Origin of the sequence: Streptomyces sp. NPDC087844 (genome assembly GCF_044742785.1) — a bacterium.
Taxonomy (GTDB): Bacteria; Actinomycetota; Actinomycetes; order Streptomycetales; family Streptomycetaceae; genus Streptomyces.
The window spans coordinates 13,255-30,869 of the sequence record NZ_JBIUVD010000006.1 but is presented as its reverse complement, the minus strand read 5'-3'; the positions used below and the strand labels follow the sequence as shown (position 1 = coordinate 30,869).

The window sequence follows — 17,615 nt, the reverse complement described above, 5'->3', positions numbered from 1 at the left end:
ACCCCTGGCATACGTCGGAGGCGCCGACCCCGCTGCCCGTCAGCGCCAGTCCGGCGCCCCGGACGCCGAAGGGAGCACGCTCTCGATCTCTGTCCGCATCTCCCGCATGACCGCGATCACCCGGGCCTCATGTGCCTCGCTGAGGCGCGCCACCGGTACCGAGCAGCTGATGGCGTCCGCCGCCGGGGAGTCGTACCGCAGGGCGAAGCCGAAGCCGGCGATCCCGGTCACCGTCTCCTCGCGGTCGGTGGAGTAGCCGCGGGCGCGTACTCCCGCGAGGTCGGCGAGCAGGCCGGCCCGGGTGGTGTGCGTGTTCTCGGTGAGGGCGGGCAACGAGCCGTCGAGGAGCGGAAGTTCGCCGTCGAGGCGCTCGGCGAGCAGCGCCTTGCCGAGCGCGCCCGCGTGGGCCGGGATCCGGCGGCCGACCCTGCTGATGGTCCGCAGGTACTCATGCGACTCGCGGGTCGCGAGGTAGACGACGTCCGGGCCGTCGAGCCGGGCCAGGTGGATCGTCTCGCCGAGCGCGTCCGAGGCCTGGTCGAGATAAGGGCGCACCACCCGGACGTGCGGGTCGCTGTCGAGGTAGCTCGTGCCCGTGAACAGGGCGCGGATCCCGATGCCGTAGAGGGACCCCGTCGTGTCGGAGCGCACCCAGCCGCAGTCGATGAGGGTCTGGAGCAGCTGGTACATGCTGCTGCGCGGTACGTCCAGCTCCTCGGCCAGTTCGTCCAGGCGGGCGGGTCGGTCGCCGCGTGCGGCGAGCAGTTCCAGCAGTGCGACCGTGCGGGCCGCCGATTTCACTCCACGGACTCCGCTGCTCTCCGGCATGGCCTCATCGTAAATCCGCGCTGTCGCACCCATTGACCATGTCCGGTTCACCGACCTAACCTCCGTTCTCATACATATACGTCATCTGCATATGGAGATGAGGTTGGAGGTGCGGTTCAGTGCGGAGACCACAGGAGCGGCGGAGGCGGCGGGGCGGCGGGGGCAACAGGGCCGACGGGAGCGACCTCGCCGAACTGGAGGCGATCCTCGACACCGGCCTCGCCCTCGTCGGAGCGACGCGCCACCGCACCACCGCCTGACACCCGGCCGCTCACACCGGCCAGGTGCTCCGGCCGCCCGCGCAACAGTTCAAAGGGGAACTGCATGCCTCTGCTCGTAGTCGGGATCAGCGTTCTGGTGCTGCTGTTCCTGATGACCCGGATGAAACTCAACGGCTTCGCCGCGCTGCTGCTCGTGGCGGTGGGCGTCGCCCTGGTCCAGGGCATTCCGGTGGCCGACATCCCGGACGTCCTCGCGGACGGCATCGGTGGCCAGATCGGCGACACGATGCTCACCATCGGGCTCGGCGCCATGGTCGGCCGGGTGATGGGGGACTCCGGCGCCGCCCAGCGGATAGCCGGCCGGCTGCTGGACGCGTTCGGACCGCGCTGGGTCCAGGTGGCCATGGTGGTCACGTCCATGCTCATCGGCGTGACCATGTTCTACGAGGTCGCGTTCATCATCATCGTGCCCATCGCGTTCACGCTCGTCAGGGTCACCGGCGCGAAGCTGCTCTGGGTCGGCCTGCCGATGTCGATCGCCCTGTCCACGATGCACAGCTTCCTGCCGCCGCACCCCGGCCCCACCGCCGTGGCCGCGACCTTCCACGCCTCCGTCGGACACACCCTGTTCTACGGCCTGTTCATCGCCGTCCCGGTGGGCGCGTTCATCGCCCTGCTGTGGCCGCGGCTGCCGTTCATCAGGGCCATGGACCCAGCCATCCCCAAGGGCCTGGTCAGCGACCGCGAGTTCGAGGACGGCGAGATGCCGGGCCTCGGCTGGTCGCTGTCCGTGGCGCTCTTCCCCGTCGTGCTCATCGCGGGCGCCGCGGTCATCGACATGGCGGCCTCGGGGGACGGCCCCGTCCTGCACTTCGTCTCCTTCATCGGCTCGGCGCCGATCGCGCTCATGCTGACCCTGCTCCTGGCGATCTGGGCCTTCGGCCCGCGCATCGGCCGCAGCCTGGCGGACGTCAACGCGTCCTGCACCTCGGCCGCCCAGTCGATGGCCATGATCCTGCTCGTGATCGGCGCGGGCGGCGCCTTCAAGAACGTCCTCGTCGAAGGCGGCATCTCCGACTACATCAAGGACGCCACCGACGGCTGGTCCATCTCGCCGATCATCCTGGCGTGGCTCATCGCGGTCATCCTCCGCGTCGCGCTCGGCTCGGCGACCGTCGCCGTCGTCACCGCCTCCGGTGTGGTGCTGCCGCTCCTCGCGGGCAGCGGGATCCATCCCGAGATCATGGTGCTCGCCGTGTCCTGCGGATCGATCGCCTTCTCGCACGTCAACGACCCGGGGTTCTGGCTCTTCAAGGAGTACTTCAACCTGTCGGTCATCGAAGCGATCAAGGTGCGTACCACCTATACGACGGTCCTCGCGGTCCTCGGCCTCGGCGGAGTCCTGGCGATGGAGTGGACCCTCGACGTCCTGAGCCTGTGAACCCGTCCCGCACCGGCACTCGATCCCGCCCTCTCCCCAGCCAAGGACTTCGATACGCATGAGCCAGCCGACCGTCACCGAGTTCGCCGTCTACCCCGTCGCCGGCCGCGACTGCATGGAGCTGAACCTCTCCGGCGCGCACGGCCCCTACTTCACCCGCAACATCGTGGTCCTCAAGGACTCCGAGGGCCGTACGGGACTGGGGGAGGTGCCCGGCGGCGAGAAGATCACCCGGACACTGCGGGACGCCGAATCCCTGGTCGTCGGCGCGAAGGTGGGCGACTACAAGCGCGTCCTGCGGGCGATCGGGGACCGCTTCGCCGACCGTGACGCGGGCGGCCGGGGTGCCCAGACCTTCGATCTGCGCACCACCGTGCACGCCGTGACGGCCGTCGAGTCGGCGCTGCTCGACCTCCTGGGCCAGCATCTCGACGTACCGGTCGCGGCGCTCCTCGGGGACGGTCAACAGCGCTCGTCCGTACGGGTACTGGGCTACCTCTTCTATGTCGGTGATCCCGGCCGGACCGACCTGGAGTACGTGCGTGAGCCCGACTCGGACGTCGACTGGTACCGCGTCCGGCACGAGGAGGCGCTCACGCCCGAGGCGATCGTCCGGCAGGCCGAGACCGCGTACGACCTCTACGGCTTCCGGGACTTCAAGCTCAAGGGCGGCGTCCTGGCGGGGGCGGAGGAGGTCGAGGCCGTACGGGCGCTCAAGGACCGTTTCCCGGGGGCGCGGGTCACCCTGGACCCCAACGGGGCGTGGTCGCTGCGCGAGGCCGTCGAGCTGTGCAAGCCGCTGGTCGGCACGCTCGCCTACGCCGAGGACCCCTGTGGGGCGGAGGGCGGGTACTCCGGGCGGGAGATCCTGGCGGAGTTCCGGCGTGCGACCGGGTTGCCGACGGCCACCAACATGATCGCCACGGACTGGCGGCAGATGACGCACGCGCTGGCGCTCCAGTCGGTCTCCATCCCGCTGGCGGACCCGCACTTCTGGACCATGCAGGGGTCCGTACGGGTGGCTCAGCTCTGCAACGCGATGGGGCTGACCTGGGGTTGTCACTCCAACAACCACTTCGACATCTCGTTGGCCATGGTGACGCACTGCGGGGCGGCGGCGCCGGGGGAGTACAACGCGCTGGACACGCACTGGATCTGGCAGGAGGGTCTGGAACGGCTCACCGTCAGCCCGCCTCGCATCGTCGACGGGGAGATCGCCGTGCCGGATGCGCCGGGGCTGGGTGTGCGGCTGGACATGGAGCGGTTGCTCGCGGCGCACGAGCTGTACCTGAAGAAGGCGCTGGGGGCGCGGGACGATGCCGCCGGGATGCGGTACCTCGTCCCCGACTGGCAGTTCGACGCGAAGCGGCCGTGCCTGGTTCGTTAGCGGGGTGTTCGACTGCTGTCCGGCCGCTGTCCGGCCGCTGTCCGGCTGCCGTCCGACTGCTGGTCGACAGTTGTCGGACCGCGGGCGCGTCGTGACTGAGCGCGCGGTTCTCCGCGCCCCTTAAAGGCAGAAGCAGGGGTGCGGGGAACTGCACATCCCGGGCCCCGCCCCTCACCAACCCACCGCCCCCACCAGGTCATCACTCACGTCGGCCCCGCCGACAGAACCCCCGCTGGCGATCGGGATGCTGGACAGCACCTCAGCCGGCAGGTCGAACGCGTCGACCAGCGTCATCAGATGCGGCGCCAGATCTCCCAGAACCGTGTCGACGGCCTTCGGCAGACCGCGCACGTGATCGGCCGTGAGCCGTCCCTCGGCCAGCAAGTCGCCTGTGTGCGGGCCGAGTTGTCTCAACAGGAACAGCCGGCACAGGTTCCGCATCAGATGGCCGGCCCGGGGGTCCGCGGTCCGGGCGATCGCGGCCAGGAACGCGTCGGCCGCCCGGAGGCGTGCGTGCGCGGAGACCATTTCCAGGGCCGCCTCCGAGGTCACGTTCCAGCGGCCGACCGGGTCACCCGAGGGACCCTCGCGCAGGGCGGCCCGCGCCCGGTCCTGCCAGATGCGCTCGACATCGGCCAGCAGGTCACGCAGGAAGGGAAGCTCGGTGATCTCCCGGTCACCGATGCCGCCGGAGCCACCGGTGCCATCGCGGTCACCGGAGCCACCGATGCCGCCGGAGCCATCGCGGTCACCGGAGCCGCCGGAGCCACCGATGCCGCCGGAGCCGCCGTGGTTGCCGGCGCCGTTGGTCCGTGCCACCTGATGCCCGAAGACCATCTCGGACGCGGCCTTCACCCAGATCACCAGGTTGTCGCCCTCGGCGGTGATGCCGCCCTCGATGTTGAGGGGAAGGTCGGCCAGCCCGTTGGCCGGGAACAGGCCCTGCGCGCCGCAGCGTTCGCGGCACTCGGTGGTGATCGCCCGTGCCTGCCAGGTGATCCACCCCTTGGCCACGGCCACCGCACGCTCCACCTCCGCCCGGTCCTCCTCGGCGTGCCCGGCGAAAAGGCTCACCGTCGACCGGTGCAGGAACGTCATCGCGTACGCCGTGGCCAGCGCGTGCAGCAGCCGGCCGTGGTGGCTGCGGTGGGCCGCCAGCGGGACGCGCTCGCCCGCCTTCGGGCCGGACAGGAGGCGGCTGTGGGCGTAACGCACCGCGATCGTCAGGGCCGCACGGGACATGCCCAGGGTGCCGGCGCTCATGCAGAGCTTGCCCATGGTGACGCGGTTGATGGAGCGCAGGAGCCGCTTGCGTCTGTTGCCGAGGCTGCTGGTCAGGGTCCCGTCGGCGGACAGCCGTCCGTGCTCGGCCTCCAGCAGGGCCTCGCGCGGCAGCCACACCTGGTCGAACGCGGTGAGGCAGTGGTCCACCGGGGTGCCGGTGCGCTGGGGCAGCGGACGGACCCGTACGCCGGGAAGATGGCCGCTCTCGTCGCTGAGGGGGGTCAGGAAGAGGAACGTTCCCCGGTCCTCGCCGTCGACGAGGAGGCGGGCCGCGACCACGGCCGTCTTGGGGCCGCCGGTCAGGCTGGTGTTGGGCATGAACTTCTGCGCGCCCTCGGTGGGCGTGGTCAGCCGGAAACCGCCCGTCACCCGGTCGAACACCGCGACCGTCTCCATCGACGCCACGTCGTTGCCGTGCTCCAACTCCGTGCAGAGGAACGTTCCTGTGCTCTGCAGGGACGTGAAAGGGGAGAGGTCTCTCTCGCGGCCGCCGTCATGGTCGAGGAGGCTGCCGAGGAAAAGGTTGTAGTGGATGCTCGCGAGCGTGGTCAGTCCGCCGTCCACCGGACCCGTCCACTCGTGCAGACCCGCGAGGCGGTACGGGTCGGCCGCCAGCTCCACCGGGTCGCCCACCGCCTCGTTCAGCAGCCTCAGCCGCTCGTACGAAAGAGCCGTCCGCTCCTGCGGCGACAACTCCGCCCGGTAGGCGAACTCCCTGCCGCGGACGAGCCGGCGCCAGGCCCCGTGGACGCGCTCGCGGTCGGCGCCCTCGAAGAGGAGCCGGGCCAGTTCGTCGGCGACGGGGTGGGTCTTCGTGTGTGCGGGCACGGACATCGAACTCCCCAGGGTGTGGGACTGGTCGGATGCGGACCACTGCCCCACAAAGATACGTACCAACCGGTTTTCTTTTCAAGGTGCCGGGGGAGGTGCACAGACTCGATCGGGGCGCGCGCGGGCGTGCGGAGGGGGCGCCGGGGAGCGTCGAGGGCGATATTCCGGCGTCATCGCAGCTCAGGGTGGCGCGACGAGTCCGAGCGGGAGGAATCCTTGAGAAACCGTTCGGCTGGTTTTATTCTGGGCCGCGAGGTCGTTGGCATACGGTACAGACCTCTTGGTCTCTTTTCCCGGTGAGCGGGATGGTACGGAGGTTCCCCGTGGCGCGGCAAGAGCGAGCCATTCGGACGCGACGCGCGCTTCTCGTCGCGGCGGCCCAGGTGTTCGACGAGGTCGGATACGAGGCGGCGACCATCTCGGACGTCCTCAAGAAGTCCGGCATGACCAAAGGCGCCCTCTACTTCCACTTCACCTCCAAGGAGGAGCTGGCCCAGGCGGTCCTCGCGGGACAGGTCGACTCCCTGCCGCGCGTGCCCGAACAGGAGCTGAAGCTGCAGCAGTCCCTGGACGAGGCGCTGCTGCTCGCGTATCTGCTCAAGCAGGACACCGGTGACCCGATCGTCCAGGGCAGCGTGCGGCTGACCGTGGACCAGGGCTCTCCCAAGGACCGTCTCAACCGCCGGGTGCCCATGCAGGCCTGGCAGGAACACACCCACGCCCTCTTCCGGGAGGCCAAGGTCAGGGGCGAGGTGCTGCCGCACGCCGATGTGGACGCGCTGGCCAAGCTGTTCGTCGGCGCCTTCACCGGCGTTCAGGTGCTGTCCCGGATCATGACGGGGCGCGCGGACCTGGCGGAGCGGGTGGCCGACCTCTACCGGCACCTGATGCCGTCGATCGCGGTGCCCGGCATCCTCGTACGGCTGGACTTCTCGCCGGAGCGGGCGGCCCGCGTCCATTCGGACGCCATGCGGCTGCGCGAGGCCGAGGTCGAGGCCGAGGGTGAGGCGCAAGCCGGGGGCGGCCTCACCCCCGAGAGCGCCCCCGGAGGCGCCCCCGAGAAGGAGGCCGTGGGGGCGGCCGTGGGGGAGACGGCGGAGGGGACGGCGGAGGGGACCGGGAAGGCGTCGCGGACCGTTCCGGCGGCGGAGGCCGTGACCGCAGTCCAGTGAGGCGCCCCGGCCGGGGCGCCCAGGTAAGACGCCGCCCCATGTCGGCGGGGCGTGGGAACGACCTACCGAACGGAGTGCACGGATGGACATGCCCGCTTGCCCGTACGCGTTGGACGTGACGGGACGCGACCTCGCCTCGGAGGCCGGGAAACTGCGCTCGCGAGGGCCGGTGGCCGCGGTGGAACTGCCGGGCAAGGTGGCCGCCTGGGCGGTCGTACGGCAGAAGTACGTCAAGCGGCTCCTCCTCGACCCGAGGGTGTCCAAGGACGCCAGGCAGCACTGGCCCGCCTTCGTCGACGGGCGGATAGACGCCGAGTGGCCGCTGTATCCGTGGGTCGCCAACGAGAACATGCTGTTCGCCTACGGAGAGCACCACGCCCGGCTGCGGCGGCTGGTCGCGGGCGCGTTCACCGCACGCCGCAGCGAGGCCCTACGGCCGCGGATCGAGGAACTCACGGCCGGGCTGCTGGACGAGCTGGCCGCCCACCCGGCCGGTGAACGGATCGACCTGCGGACCGAGTTCGCCAAGCTGCTGCCGATGCGGGTGATCTGCGAGCTGTTCGGGGTGGCGGAGGAGGCGCGTGAACCCCTGTGCACCGCGCTGGAGTTGGTGTTCGGCACGGCGGTGCCGGCCGTGGAGATGGCCGCCGCGCAGGTCGAGGTCTTCGGCATGCTGGCGCAGCTCGTCGCCGAGAAGCGGGACCGTCCCGGCGGCGACCTGACGTCCGCGCTGATCGAGGCCCGCGACCAGGACGGCGGCCTCAGCGAGCAGGAACTCCTCGGCACCCTCTACCTCATGATCGCCGCAGGCCAGGAGACGACCTGCACCCTCATCACCAACGCCGTCGGAGCGCTGCTCGTACACCCCGGCCAACTGGCCCACGTACGCGCGGGACGGGCGACCTGGGCGGACGTGGTGGACGAGACGCTGCGGATGCACAGTCCGGCGGCGTACTCGCCGATGCGGTTCGCGGTCGACGACATCACGCTGGAGGAGGACGGGGCCGGATCGGACGCGGTGGTGATTCGTCAGGGGGACCCCATCCTCGTCTCCTTCGCCGCGGCGTCCGGCGATCCCGAGGCGTACGGGGACGATGTCGCCGTCTTCGATGTGCTGCGGCCGGGCCGGCGTGACGACCTGGCCTTCGGGTACGGGGTGCACCGGTGTCCGGGTGCCCCGCTCGCGCGGATCGAGGCGGGTGTCGCGGTGGCCGCGCTGTTCGAGCGCTTTCCCCAACTGTCCCCGGCGGTGCCGGTGGACGGGATCAAGCCCGTGGAGTCCTTCATCGTCAACGGCTACGGCTCACTGCCGGTGCTGCTGTCGCCAGCCATGCGGGCACTATAGAAACCGCACGTGCGGTTTGTTATCGTGTCTTTGCCTTTCCGGCATGCCCTCGCAGCAACGGAGCGTTCTGATGGCCCAGCAGGAGCGAGCGGTGCGTACGCGCAACGCGTTGATCGAGTCGGCGGCGGAACTCTTCAGCAAGGACGGCTTCGACGTCGTCTCCTTGTCCACGATCAGTACCCGGGCCGGTGTCAGCAACGGCGCGTTGCACTTCCACTTCGCCAGCAAGGCGGCGCTGACCGCGGCGGTGTGGGAGGCGGCGGCGCAGCGGCTGCGCCAGATCACCCACGAGGGTGCGGCGCGGGGGCAGGCCGCCGGGAGCGGGGGCCCCTTGCAGGTGCTGGTCGACACGACGCACGCCCTGCTGCGGGGGTTGCGGCACGATGTGATCCTGCGGGCAGGGTTCGACCTGAGCGAGAGTCCCCTGCCGGTGCCCGGTGCGGATCTGCGGCGGCGCTGGCAGGCGTGGGTCGAGAGTCTGCTGGTCCAGGCGGCCAGGGAGGGCGCGCTGGCGCGGGACGTGGCACCGCAGGACGCCGCTCACGCGGTGGTCGCGGCCACGGTCGGCTTCGGGGCGCTGGGCAGCCGCAACGCGCAGTGGCTCTCCCAGTCCATGCTGACCCGCTTCTGGGCGCTGCTGCTGCCGCGCCTGGCGACGGAGACGACCCTGAAGGAACTGGTCGCTTCGGGGCGCCGCCGGGAGGATGCGGCGCCGCCGCTGTACCGGGCCGCATCGCGCCAGAGCGCGTAATCCCGGCCCCCGCCAAAGACTGCGCAGTTCCCCGCGCCCCCAAAACCGAAAGACAAGGCCACGGCCCGCCTCCCCAGGGGCGCGGGGAACGGCGCGGCTGGTCCCCGCGTACCTGCACCCGACTCCCGGGCCGGGGTTTTTCCGGGGTTTTCAGGGGCGCGGGGAACGGCGCGATCAGCCCCCGTGTACCCGCACTTGATTCCCGGCCCGGGGTTTTTTCTGGGGTTCTCAGGGGTGCGGGGAACTGCGCGGCCGGCCCCCGCCGGCCCGCACAGCCCCACAGACCCGTTTCTCCCGCCCCGCCGGCTAGGCGACAGGTACGCGGTTGAACCGCCCCGCGACCCGCAGATCCGCTTCGATCAGCCCAGCCGTCGCCGACAGCTCCGGAAGCACCTCGGCCACACACCGCTCGACCGTCCGTCGAGAGCTGTGCATGGCCACGTTCACGGCGGCCACGACGGCCCCCGTACGGTCCCGGACCGGAGCCGCGATCGACCGCAACCCCTCCTCCAACTCGCCGTCCACCACGGCGTATCCGGCCTCCCGTACGCGGTCCAGGGTGGCCGCGAGAGCTGCCGGGTCCGTGACCGTGTGCGGGGTCAGCGCGTCCAGAGGGCCGGTCAGGAACCGGCCCCGCCCGGCCGGGGAGAGGTCCGCCATCATCACCCGCCCCAGCGAGGTCGCGTACGCCGGCAGCCGTGTGCCGACCGTGATGTTGACGCTCATGATGCGGCTGGTGGCGACGCGGGCCGTGTACTGGATCTCGTCGCCGGCCAGGACCGCGAGGGACGCCGAGTCGTGCAGCCGGCCCGCGAGATCGGCAAGGTGTGGAGCCGCGATCTGCGACAGGGTCGTACGGGAGAGGGGTGGGAAGCCGATCGACAGGACGCGGGGCGTCAGCGTGAAGTGCCGGCCGTGGGCCGTGACATGCCCCAGGTGTTCCAACGTGATCAGCGCACGCCGTGCCGTCGCCCGCGCGAGGCCCGTCGCCTGCGCCACCTCGGTGAGCGTCAGCTCGGCCCGCCCTTCGCCGAACGCCGTGATCACGGTCAGCCCGCGGGCCAGCGACTCGACGAACTCCCGGCCCAGTTCCTGTTTCGAGGCCCCGGTCCAGATGGCGAGCCCGGCCGGAGCGGTGGGCGGCCGGGCGGGTGCCTCGCGCAGATCCCGTTCCATGGCGCGTACGGTCGCCCGCAGCCGGGGCAGCATGGTCTTCGGCAGGGACTCCGCGCCGTGCCGGCTGGTGTGGCTCACCACGCTCACCACGCAGGCGAGGTGGCCGCTCCGGTCCCGTACGGGCACCGAGACGGCGACCAGGCCCGGTTCGATCAGCTGGTCGTCGAGGGCCCAGCCCCGGGTGCCTGCCTGGCGTGTCCGCTCCTCGAACTCCGTGTCCCGGGCGGGGCGTTCGCGTGGAGGCACCGCCGGGAAGCCCAGGTCCTGCGGGTCCGCCGCCCGTCTGTCCCGCCACCGTGCCCAGTCCTCCAGGGTCCATTCGGTGGCGAACAGCGGCCCCGGCGCGGTCCGTTCGGTCGGCAGGAGGTCGCCGATACGGAAACTCAGGGACATCGCGCGCCGGCGCGTGGCCTGGTGGATGAAGCGGATGCCGTCCCGGTCGGCGACCGCGAGGGAGACCGACTCGTCCAGCTCGTCCGCGAGGGCGTCGGCCCGGGTGTCCAGCAGCCGGGGGAACTGGAGCGCGGCGAGGTAGGCGTTGCCCAGCTCCATCAGCCGTGGGGTGAGTACGGCGTCGCGGCCGTCCAGGCGCAGGTATCCCATCCGGGCGAGGGTCGCCGCGATGCGGTCCACCGTGGATCTGGCGAGTCCGGTGGTCTTCTCCAGGCCGCTGAGGCTCTGTGTGCCGCCTGCCTCGGTGAGGCGGTGCAGCACGGTGATGCCGCGCATCAGCGGGGCTACTGCCTCTACGGGTTCGACTGCCTCGGCGGGTTCGACGGCGTCGGGCTCGGGCGGGGTGAGGTGGGTCGGTGGCATGGCTCCCCATTACGGTGTCCCGACCACGGTAATGAATGGGAGCGGGGTGGGGTGGGTGTACGCGAGCTGCGGGCCGGTGGGGGCTGATCGCGCCGTTCCCCGCGCCCCTGGGGCTGCGCCCCTGAAGGCAAAAGATCGCGCCGTTCCCCGCGCCCCTGAGGGTTGCGCCCCTGAGGGTTGCGCCCCTGAAGGTTATGTCCCCTGCGGGTTGCGTCCCTAGTGGGAGCCGCGGGTCACGTACACGCGGTGGTTGCCCTTGGGGTCTGTGCCCGCGACCGTGATGCGGATGCCCGATGCCAGGTCCTTGAAGTACTGGCCGGGGGAGAAGGGGGCGTCGGAGAGTTCGGCGTGGACGTTCGGGCTGCGGGTGCAGCCGCCGCTGTCCTTCGTGGAGTCGACCACCGAGATCGGGCCGTGGCCGGTGTCGACGTCCGCGTTCACCTTGTAGATCAGTACGCCCGTCTTGCACACCGACTCGTCGTTGCCCGCCTGGGTGCGCAGCTCGACCGCGTACCCCGTCTTCGCATCGACCGGGACGAAGACCAGTTTGCCGCCGTCGCCCGGCTCGGTCAGCGGGGTCAGCACATGCTCGGTCGTGCCGGGCGAGGCCGCGCAGCCGACCTGGGAGTCGTCGAGCCAGCCGAGCTTCCACTTGTGCCAGCCCAGCAGGTCGTTGTCGGCCCCCCAGTCCTCGCTCATGATGTCCCAGTGCCCGACCGCGCCGCCGCCGTCCTGGGTGTAGAGGTCGGGCAGTCCGAAGACATGGCCGTTCTCGTGGGGGAGCACGCGGTATCCGGTCTCGGCGTACGTACCGGACCCGTCGTCCTGGCGGCTGTAGACGAAGGACGCGTTGGCGACGGGCACCCCGTCCGCGACCGGCGCCTCGGTGTTGCCCGCGAAGGTGACGGACAGGACCGTGTCCAGGGCGGAGGGGCCGGCGTTCGGGGTGATCAGGACGTTCAGCAGGTCGTAGTCCTGGAAGTTCACCTTCGGGTCGGCGGTGCTCACGATGTCCTGGACCAGCTCGCGGTAGCCCGGGTCGAAGGGGGCGCCGCGTTCTATCCCGTACTCCTTGAAGGGCTTGGGCATCCGCAGCCAGTCGCCTATCGGAGCCTGCGGACGGTAGTCGAGACGGCCGTACGAGCTGGTGCGGAACCAGTCGGTGGTCTGCGGGAAGAACTCGCCGAAGCGGTCGAGCGCCTTGCCCTGTCCGGGCGCGTCGGAGAAGTCGACCATCAGGTTCAGGGCCCGGACGGTGCCGGTGGAGCGCGCGTAGCCCGCGGGGGTGGGGATGCCCTCCGACATCTGCACACCCGTCGAGCCGCTGATCATGCAGGGACCGAGCGGGGAGGTCCCGGCCGCCGGTGCCACGGGGCCCGCCGCCGAGGTCGAACCGGCCGTCAGATGTCCGGACCCGGCGGAGGTGCTGACCGCCAGGGTGAGGGCGGTGACCGAGACGAGGGCTGCGGTGCGGCGGCGCGGGCGTATCCGGCGGCTGGTCGGCTGCATGCGAAGCCCTTCGCTCCAGGCAGCCCGGCCGTTTCTGGCTGCACCCTGTCCGATCACCCTGTGCCGCCGGATGCGGGGGCGCGCGCTGGAGGAGACCGATCGTGGGAGGCGGGCGGAGACACAGAGCCCCTCGGAGGGCCGCAAACTCCTCAGGAGAAACATGTGACTCAGGTCACAGTGAATCTCTTCGGGATCGGGAAATAACCGGGGACCCTCTCCCCGTTTAGCCATGTGTCCGCGTGAAACGGGGAGAGGGTCCCCGGATCGCCGGACGGCAGGAACCAGCGAGACCGAGCAAGCGCAAGTGGAAGCAAGCAGAAGCAGAAGTAGAAGCAAGCAAGAGCCACAAACCACTGGCCACAAACCACTGGCCACGAACCACCGGCCACGAACCACTGAGAGAACGCGAAGGAGTACGCCGTGGAGACCGCAACCGTCGCCCAGCGCAAGGTGCCCCGCCCGCGGGCCGATGCTCTGCGCAACCGGGAGCGGATCGTCGCCGCCGGACGAGAGATGTTCGTCGAGTTCGGTGCCGAGGTGCCGCTCGACGAGATCGCCCGCCGGGCGGGTATCGGCAACGCCACGCTGTACCGCAACTTCCCGGACCGGGCGGCTCTCCAGCGCGAGGTCGTCTGCTCGGTCATGGACCGCGTCTCGGAACAGGTCGAGCAGATGCTCGCCGAGACCGGTGACGCCTTCGAGGCACTCGCACGGTTCGTGCACGCTTCGGCCGACGAGCGGATCGGCGCCCTGTGCCCGATGCTCTCGGAAGCCTTCGACGCGAACCACCCGGACCTGGTCGCCTCGCGCGAGCGGGTCGAGGAGCTGATCGAGACACTCATGGGGCGGGCCCGGACCGCGGGCCAGCTCCGTCCTGACGTCGCCGTCGGGGACCTCATGATTGCCATCACTCAGCTCACCCGGCCACTGCCCGGTACCGCGTGCCCGAACATGGACCGCTTCGTACACCGCCACCTGCAGCTGTTCCTGGACGGGCTACGGGCACCCGCCCGCTCCGAACTGCCCGGTGCGGCCGCGACCATGGAGGACCTGCGACGGGCCTGACCGATCGAGCGCCCGACTGACCGATCGACAGACTGACCGGCTCACCGACCGGTCGGCCGACCGATCAGATCCGCGTACTTCGCGAGTCACTCCTCACACCGCACCACTCACACCGCACGACGTACACCGCACCACTCACACCCCGCACGACTTACACCACAAACCACCGGTCGTCATCGACAAGGACGTCGAGGAGGGCGTCGACAACGAAGTCGGCGAAGACGTCACCGGTGACGAGCCGTCCCTTCCGTCACGCTTTTTTCGCCACGAAGTCCTGAAGTGGGTACTCCCATGTCTGAAACAGTCCAGGCCAACGCCGCCAAGGCGCCGGCTCCCGATTCCAACCGCTGGAAAGCGCTGGTCTTCATCGCGCTCGCCCAGCTGATGGTCGTGCTCGACGCGACCATCGTGAACATCGCCCTTCCCTCGGCCCAGCAGGACCTGGGGATCTCCGACGGCAACCGGCAGTGGGTCATCACGGCCTACGCCCTCGCCTTCGGCGGACTCCTCCTGTTCGGTGGCCGCATAGCCGACCTGTGGGGCCGCAAGCGCACCTTCGTCGCCGGTCTGATCGGCTTCGCCGGCGCGTCCGCCCTGGGTGGCGCCGCGACCAACGAGGCGATGCTGCTCGGCTCCCGCGCCCTGCAGGGTGCCTTCGGCGCGCTGCTCGCACCCGCCGCGCTGTCGCTGCTCGCGGTGATGTTCACCGACTCCAAGGAACGCGCCAAGGCGTTCGGCATCTACGGGGCGATCGCCGGTGGCGGTGGCGCCGTCGGCCTCATCCTCGGCGGTTTCCTCACCGAGTACCTGAACTGGCGCTGGACCTTCTTCGTCAACATCCCGTTCGCGATCGTCGCCGCGGCCGGTGCGTACTTCGTCATCCGTGAGCCGGTCGGCAGCCGCAACCGCTCGCCGCTCGACATCCCGGGTGTGGTCCTCTCCACCCTCGGTCTGGTCTCCCTGGTCTACGGCTTCACGCGTGCCGAGTCCGAGGGCTGGAGCGACTCCACCACGATCGGTCTGTTCGTCGCGTCGGTGCTGCTCCTGGCCGCCTTCGTCGTCGTCGAGTCCAAGGTCAAGGCCCCGCTGCTGCCCCTGCGCGTCATCACCGAGCGCAACCGTGGCGGTATCTACCTCTCGCTCGGCCTCGCGATCATCGCGATGTTCGGTCTGTTCCTCTTCCTGACGTACTACCTGCAGATCGTGAAGGGCTACACGCCGGTCAAGACCGGCTTCGCCTTCCTGCCGATGATCGCGGGCATGATCACGGGCTCCACGCAGATCGGCGCCCGGCTGATGAACCGCGTTCCGGCGCGGCTGCTGATGGGTCCCGGCTTCCTGGTCGCGGCGCTCGGCATGCTGCTCCTGACCCGGATGGAGATCGGCTCCTCGTACGCGGCGCTGCTCCTGCCGGCGATGCTGCTGCTCGGCCTCGGTATGGGTACGGCGTTCATGCCGGCCATGTCCCTGGCCACGCTCGGTGTCGAGCCGCGTGACTCCGGTGTCGCCTCCGCGATGGTCAACACCTCGCAGCAGGTGGGTGGCGCGATCGGTACGGCTCTGCTGAACACGATCGCCGCGTCGGCCACGACCGCGTACGTCAAGGACCACATCGGGGGTGCGACCTCGCAGTCCCAGCAGCAGCTCGTGCAGCTGCAGGCGCAGGTGCACGGGTACACCAGCGCGATCTGGTTCGCGGTCGGCATCCTCGTGGCGGCAGCGGTGATCGTCTTCACCCTCGTCAACGCGGGCAGTGTCGACATGAACGAGGCCTCCAAGTCCGTCGACGGAGCCGACGACGACCTGAAGGTGCCGGTCATCGCCCACTAGCCGCTCCGCGGTGAGCGGGCCCGGAACCGACTGGGTCACCCACTGACCTCGTGCGTACGCAGGGGTGGGGACGCCTTCGTACGCACGAACCCCGATCTGCCCCGGCTCCGAGAGTGATGGAGCCGGGGCAGATCCATGCGTTGCGCTCCGCGGTGGGGCGGTGGGGTTTGCCCGCACAGTTCCCCGCGCCCCTCATGGGGTCCGGCCGGTTGTCACGGCCCCGGGGACCGGCGGGGCCGCGCAGTTCCCCGCGCCCCTTAAGAGGCCCGCCCGGCCGCCGCAGACCTACGCGCCGCAAGCCCACCCCTAAGGGGCGCGGGGAACTGCGCGCTCAACCCTCACGCGCCCGCACCGGGAATCGGCCTGCAGTTTGAGGGGCGCGGGGAACTGCGCGGCCAGCCGCAACGCGCCCGCACTGGGCATCGGCCTGTCGTTTGTGAGGGGCGCGGGGAACGGCGCGCTCAGCCACAACGCACCCGCACCCCACAACGCACCCGCACCCCTAAAAACGGGCCGAGCCAACCCCACCGGCTCGCCTACCGCAGCCAGGGCAGATCCGCCCCCGCCCCCTCCGGCTGAAGCCCCTCCGCGATGAGCAGCATCGCCTCCCCGAGCGCCTTCTGCTGCTCAGGTGTGAGCCGGTCGAACAGCGCCTGCCGGACCGCGGCCACATGCCCGGGAGCAACCCGCTCAAGAACGGCGTACCCCTCGTCCGTCAGGACAGCGAACTGCCCCCGCTTGTCGGACGGACAGTCCTCCCGCCGCACCCACCCGCTCTTCTCCAGCCGAGCGACCGCATGCGACAGCCGAGACCGCGTGATCTTCGCCTTCATCGCCAGCTCGGTCATCCGCAGACGCCGCCGCGGCGCCTCGACCAACTGCACCAGCAGGCCGTAGTAGATGTGCGGCATGCCCGCGTCACGCTGTAACTGGCGGTCGAGATGGTCCTCAAGAAGCGTGGTCGCGTGCATGAACGCACGCCAGGTGCGTTGTTCCTCGTCGCTGAGCCAGCGTGGCCCGTCAGCGGATGCCGTGTTCATGCACCTACTGTACGAGCTTCTTCTTGAATCTTAAACAAGTACCGGGTAGGCTACGCCTGGTAAAGCTTGATAGTTCAAGCAGTAGGAGAGGGAGCCGCAGCCATGTCCGCAGCCACCGAGGAACACCCCGCCGTGGAGCGCATGCCCGCCCTCTACCTCTCGCACGGCGCCCCGCCCCTGGCCGACGACCCCATCTGGCCCGGCCAGCTCGCCGCCTGGTCCGCCGACCTCCCGCGCCCCAAGGCGATCCTGATGGTCTCGGCGCACTGGGAGGAGGCCCCGCTGGCCCTCGGCGCCACGACGCCCGTCCCGTTGGTGTACGACTTCTGGGGCTTCCCCGAGCACTACTACAAGGTGCGGTACGACGCCCCGGGCGCCCCCGCCCTTGCCGAGTCCGTCCGCAAGCTGCTGCGCGCCCCCGGCACACCGGTCCAGGACATCCAGGACCGAGGCCTGGACCACGGCGCGTACGTCCCGCTCGTGGAGATGTTCCCCGAGGCCGACATCCCGGTCCTGCAGATCTCCATGCCCACGCTGGACCCCGTCCGCCTCATGGAGACAGGCCGAAAACTGGCCCCCCTGCGCGACGAGGGCGTCCTCATCGTCGGCTCCGGCTTCTTCACCCACAACCTCGCCGCTCTGCGCCAGGGCGGTATCCCCGGCTGGTCGGCCGAGTTCGACGCCTGGGGCCGGCAGGCGCTCGACTCCGTGGACGTGGACGGCCTCCTCGACTTCCTCCACAAGTCCCCGGCCGGGCAGCTGGCCCACCCGCGCACGGAGCACTTCGCCCCGCTGTTCGTGACGATGGGGGCGGCGGACGCCTCCGGCGACCTGGCGTCCCAGCGGTCCGTGATCGACGGCTTCTGGCTGGGCCTGGCCAAGCGCTCGGTGCAGTTCGGCTGACGAGCGCCGCCTGACC

The 17,615-nt window shown here is 70.4% G+C and carries 14 protein-coding genes; 9 read left to right on the top strand and 5 right to left on the bottom strand.

All coding sequences use genetic code 11. The features are described 5' to 3' along the window. Positions 1-39 precede the first annotated feature (39 nt). Positions 40-828 (bottom strand): IclR family transcriptional regulator, encoded by a 789-nt coding sequence (locus tag ACIOKD_RS13980; RefSeq protein ID WP_402082668.1) that lies wholly within the window; start codon positions 826-828, stop codon positions 40-42. Positions 829-947: 119 nt separating this feature from the next. Between ACIOKD_RS13980 and ACIOKD_RS13975 the strand changes: the two genes are divergently transcribed. The 3 genes from ACIOKD_RS13975 (at position 948) to ACIOKD_RS13965 (ending at position 3,877) form a co-directional block, all read left to right on the top strand. Continuing rightward, on the top strand, positions 948-1,088 hold the full coding sequence (locus ACIOKD_RS13975; protein ID WP_402082665.1) for a hypothetical protein: 141 nt from the start codon (positions 948-950) through the stop codon (positions 1,086-1,088). Between the two features lie 64 nt (positions 1,089-1,152). Beyond that, positions 1,153-2,490 (top strand): gluconate:H+ symporter, encoded by a 1,338-nt coding sequence (locus tag ACIOKD_RS13970; RefSeq protein ID WP_402082663.1) that lies wholly within the window; start codon positions 1,153-1,155, stop codon positions 2,488-2,490. A gap of 58 nt (positions 2,491-2,548) precedes the next feature. Continuing rightward, positions 2,549-3,877 (top strand): enolase C-terminal domain-like protein, encoded by a 1,329-nt coding sequence (locus ACIOKD_RS13965; protein WP_402082657.1) that lies wholly within the window; start codon positions 2,549-2,551, stop codon positions 3,875-3,877. Between the two features lie 171 nt (positions 3,878-4,048). Here the strand turns inward: ACIOKD_RS13965 and ACIOKD_RS13960 are convergent, their stop codons facing one another. Then, positions 4,049-5,989, bottom strand: a complete 1,941-nt coding sequence (locus ACIOKD_RS13960; RefSeq protein WP_402082654.1) for an acyl-CoA dehydrogenase — start codon at positions 5,987-5,989, stop codon at positions 4,049-4,051. 326 nt (positions 5,990-6,315) lie between these two features. Here ACIOKD_RS13960 and ACIOKD_RS13955 point away from each other — a divergent pair, with 326 nt between their 5' ends. The 3 genes from ACIOKD_RS13955 (at position 6,316) to ACIOKD_RS13945 (ending at position 9,260) form a co-directional block, all read left to right on the top strand. Continuing rightward, complete coding sequence (locus tag ACIOKD_RS13955) at positions 6,316-7,164, top strand: ScbR family autoregulator-binding transcription factor (protein ID WP_402082651.1); 849 nt, start codon at positions 6,316-6,318, stop codon at positions 7,162-7,164. A gap of 82 nt (positions 7,165-7,246) precedes the next feature. Continuing rightward, on the top strand, positions 7,247-8,509 hold the full coding sequence (locus ACIOKD_RS13950) for a cytochrome P450 (RefSeq protein WP_402082648.1): 1,263 nt from the start codon (positions 7,247-7,249) through the stop codon (positions 8,507-8,509). 70 nt (positions 8,510-8,579) lie between these two features. After that, positions 8,580-9,260 carry a ScbR family autoregulator-binding transcription factor gene (locus ACIOKD_RS13945; protein WP_402082646.1) on the top strand — a complete coding sequence of 227 codons (681 nt, stop codon included), beginning with the start codon at positions 8,580-8,582 and terminating at the stop codon, positions 9,258-9,260. Positions 9,261-9,566: 306 nt separating this feature from the next. Here ACIOKD_RS13945 and ACIOKD_RS13940 read toward each other — a convergent pair whose 3' ends face one another. Both ACIOKD_RS13940 and ACIOKD_RS13935 read right to left on the bottom strand, forming a co-directional pair. Next, a complete protein-coding gene (locus tag ACIOKD_RS13940) occupies positions 9,567-11,252 on the bottom strand; it encodes an IclR family transcriptional regulator C-terminal domain-containing protein (protein ID WP_402082643.1) in 1,686 nt (561 codons plus the stop codon). A gap of 216 nt (positions 11,253-11,468) precedes the next feature. Next, positions 11,469-12,761, bottom strand: a complete 1,293-nt coding sequence (locus tag ACIOKD_RS13935; protein ID WP_402082640.1) for a M6 family metalloprotease domain-containing protein — start codon at positions 12,759-12,761, stop codon at positions 11,469-11,471. Positions 12,762-13,181: 420 nt separating this feature from the next. Here ACIOKD_RS13935 and ACIOKD_RS13930 point away from each other — a divergent pair, with 420 nt between their 5' ends. Both ACIOKD_RS13930 and ACIOKD_RS13925 read left to right on the top strand, forming a co-directional pair. Further along, complete coding sequence (locus tag ACIOKD_RS13930) at positions 13,182-13,826, top strand: TetR/AcrR family transcriptional regulator (protein ID WP_402082637.1); 645 nt, start codon at positions 13,182-13,184, stop codon at positions 13,824-13,826. A gap of 291 nt (positions 13,827-14,117) precedes the next feature. Then, positions 14,118-15,656, top strand: a complete 1,539-nt coding sequence (locus ACIOKD_RS13925) for an MFS transporter (protein WP_402082634.1) — start codon at positions 14,118-14,120, stop codon at positions 15,654-15,656. A gap of 536 nt (positions 15,657-16,192) precedes the next feature. On the opposite strand, the gene ACIOKD_RS13920 is transcribed toward ACIOKD_RS13925, so the two are convergent. Further along, entirely contained in the window at positions 16,193-16,696 is a 504-nt protein-coding gene (locus tag ACIOKD_RS13920; protein ID WP_402082632.1) for a MarR family winged helix-turn-helix transcriptional regulator, read from the bottom strand. Positions 16,697-16,798: 102 nt separating this feature from the next. Here ACIOKD_RS13920 and ACIOKD_RS13915 point away from each other — a divergent pair, with 102 nt between their 5' ends. Further along, a complete protein-coding gene (locus ACIOKD_RS13915; protein WP_402082630.1) occupies positions 16,799-17,599 on the top strand; it encodes a dioxygenase in 801 nt (266 codons plus the stop codon). Positions 17,600-17,615 lie beyond the last annotated feature (16 nt).

What these genes read in the sequence shown, in the direction of transcription:
- ACIOKD_RS13980 (WP_402082668.1), bottom strand. Translation starts at nt 828, where the DNA reads ATGCCGGAGAGCAGCGGAGTCCGTGGAGTGAAATCGGCGGCCCGCACG.
- ACIOKD_RS13970 (WP_402082663.1), top strand. Translation starts at nt 1,153, where the DNA reads ATGCCTCTGCTCGTAGTCGGGATCAGCGTTCTGGTGCTGCTGTTCCTG.
- ACIOKD_RS13965 (WP_402082657.1), top strand. Translation starts at nt 2,549, where the DNA reads ATGAGCCAGCCGACCGTCACCGAGTTCGCCGTCTACCCCGTCGCCGGC.
- ACIOKD_RS13950 (WP_402082648.1), top strand. Translation starts at nt 7,247, where the DNA reads ATGGACATGCCCGCTTGCCCGTACGCGTTGGACGTGACGGGACGCGAC.
- ACIOKD_RS13945 (WP_402082646.1), top strand. Translation starts at nt 8,580, where the DNA reads ATGGCCCAGCAGGAGCGAGCGGTGCGTACGCGCAACGCGTTGATCGAG.
- ACIOKD_RS13940 (WP_402082643.1), bottom strand. Translation starts at nt 11,252, where the DNA reads ATGCCACCGACCCACCTCACCCCGCCCGAGCCCGACGCCGTCGAACCC.
- ACIOKD_RS13935 (WP_402082640.1), bottom strand. Translation starts at nt 12,761, where the DNA reads ATGCAGCCGACCAGCCGCCGGATACGCCCGCGCCGCCGCACCGCAGCC.
- ACIOKD_RS13925 (WP_402082634.1), top strand. Translation starts at nt 14,118, where the DNA reads ATGTCTGAAACAGTCCAGGCCAACGCCGCCAAGGCGCCGGCTCCCGAT.
- ACIOKD_RS13920 (WP_402082632.1), bottom strand. Translation starts at nt 16,696, where the DNA reads ATGAACACGGCATCCGCTGACGGGCCACGCTGGCTCAGCGACGAGGAA.
- ACIOKD_RS13915 (WP_402082630.1), top strand. Translation starts at nt 16,799, where the DNA reads ATGTCCGCAGCCACCGAGGAACACCCCGCCGTGGAGCGCATGCCCGCC.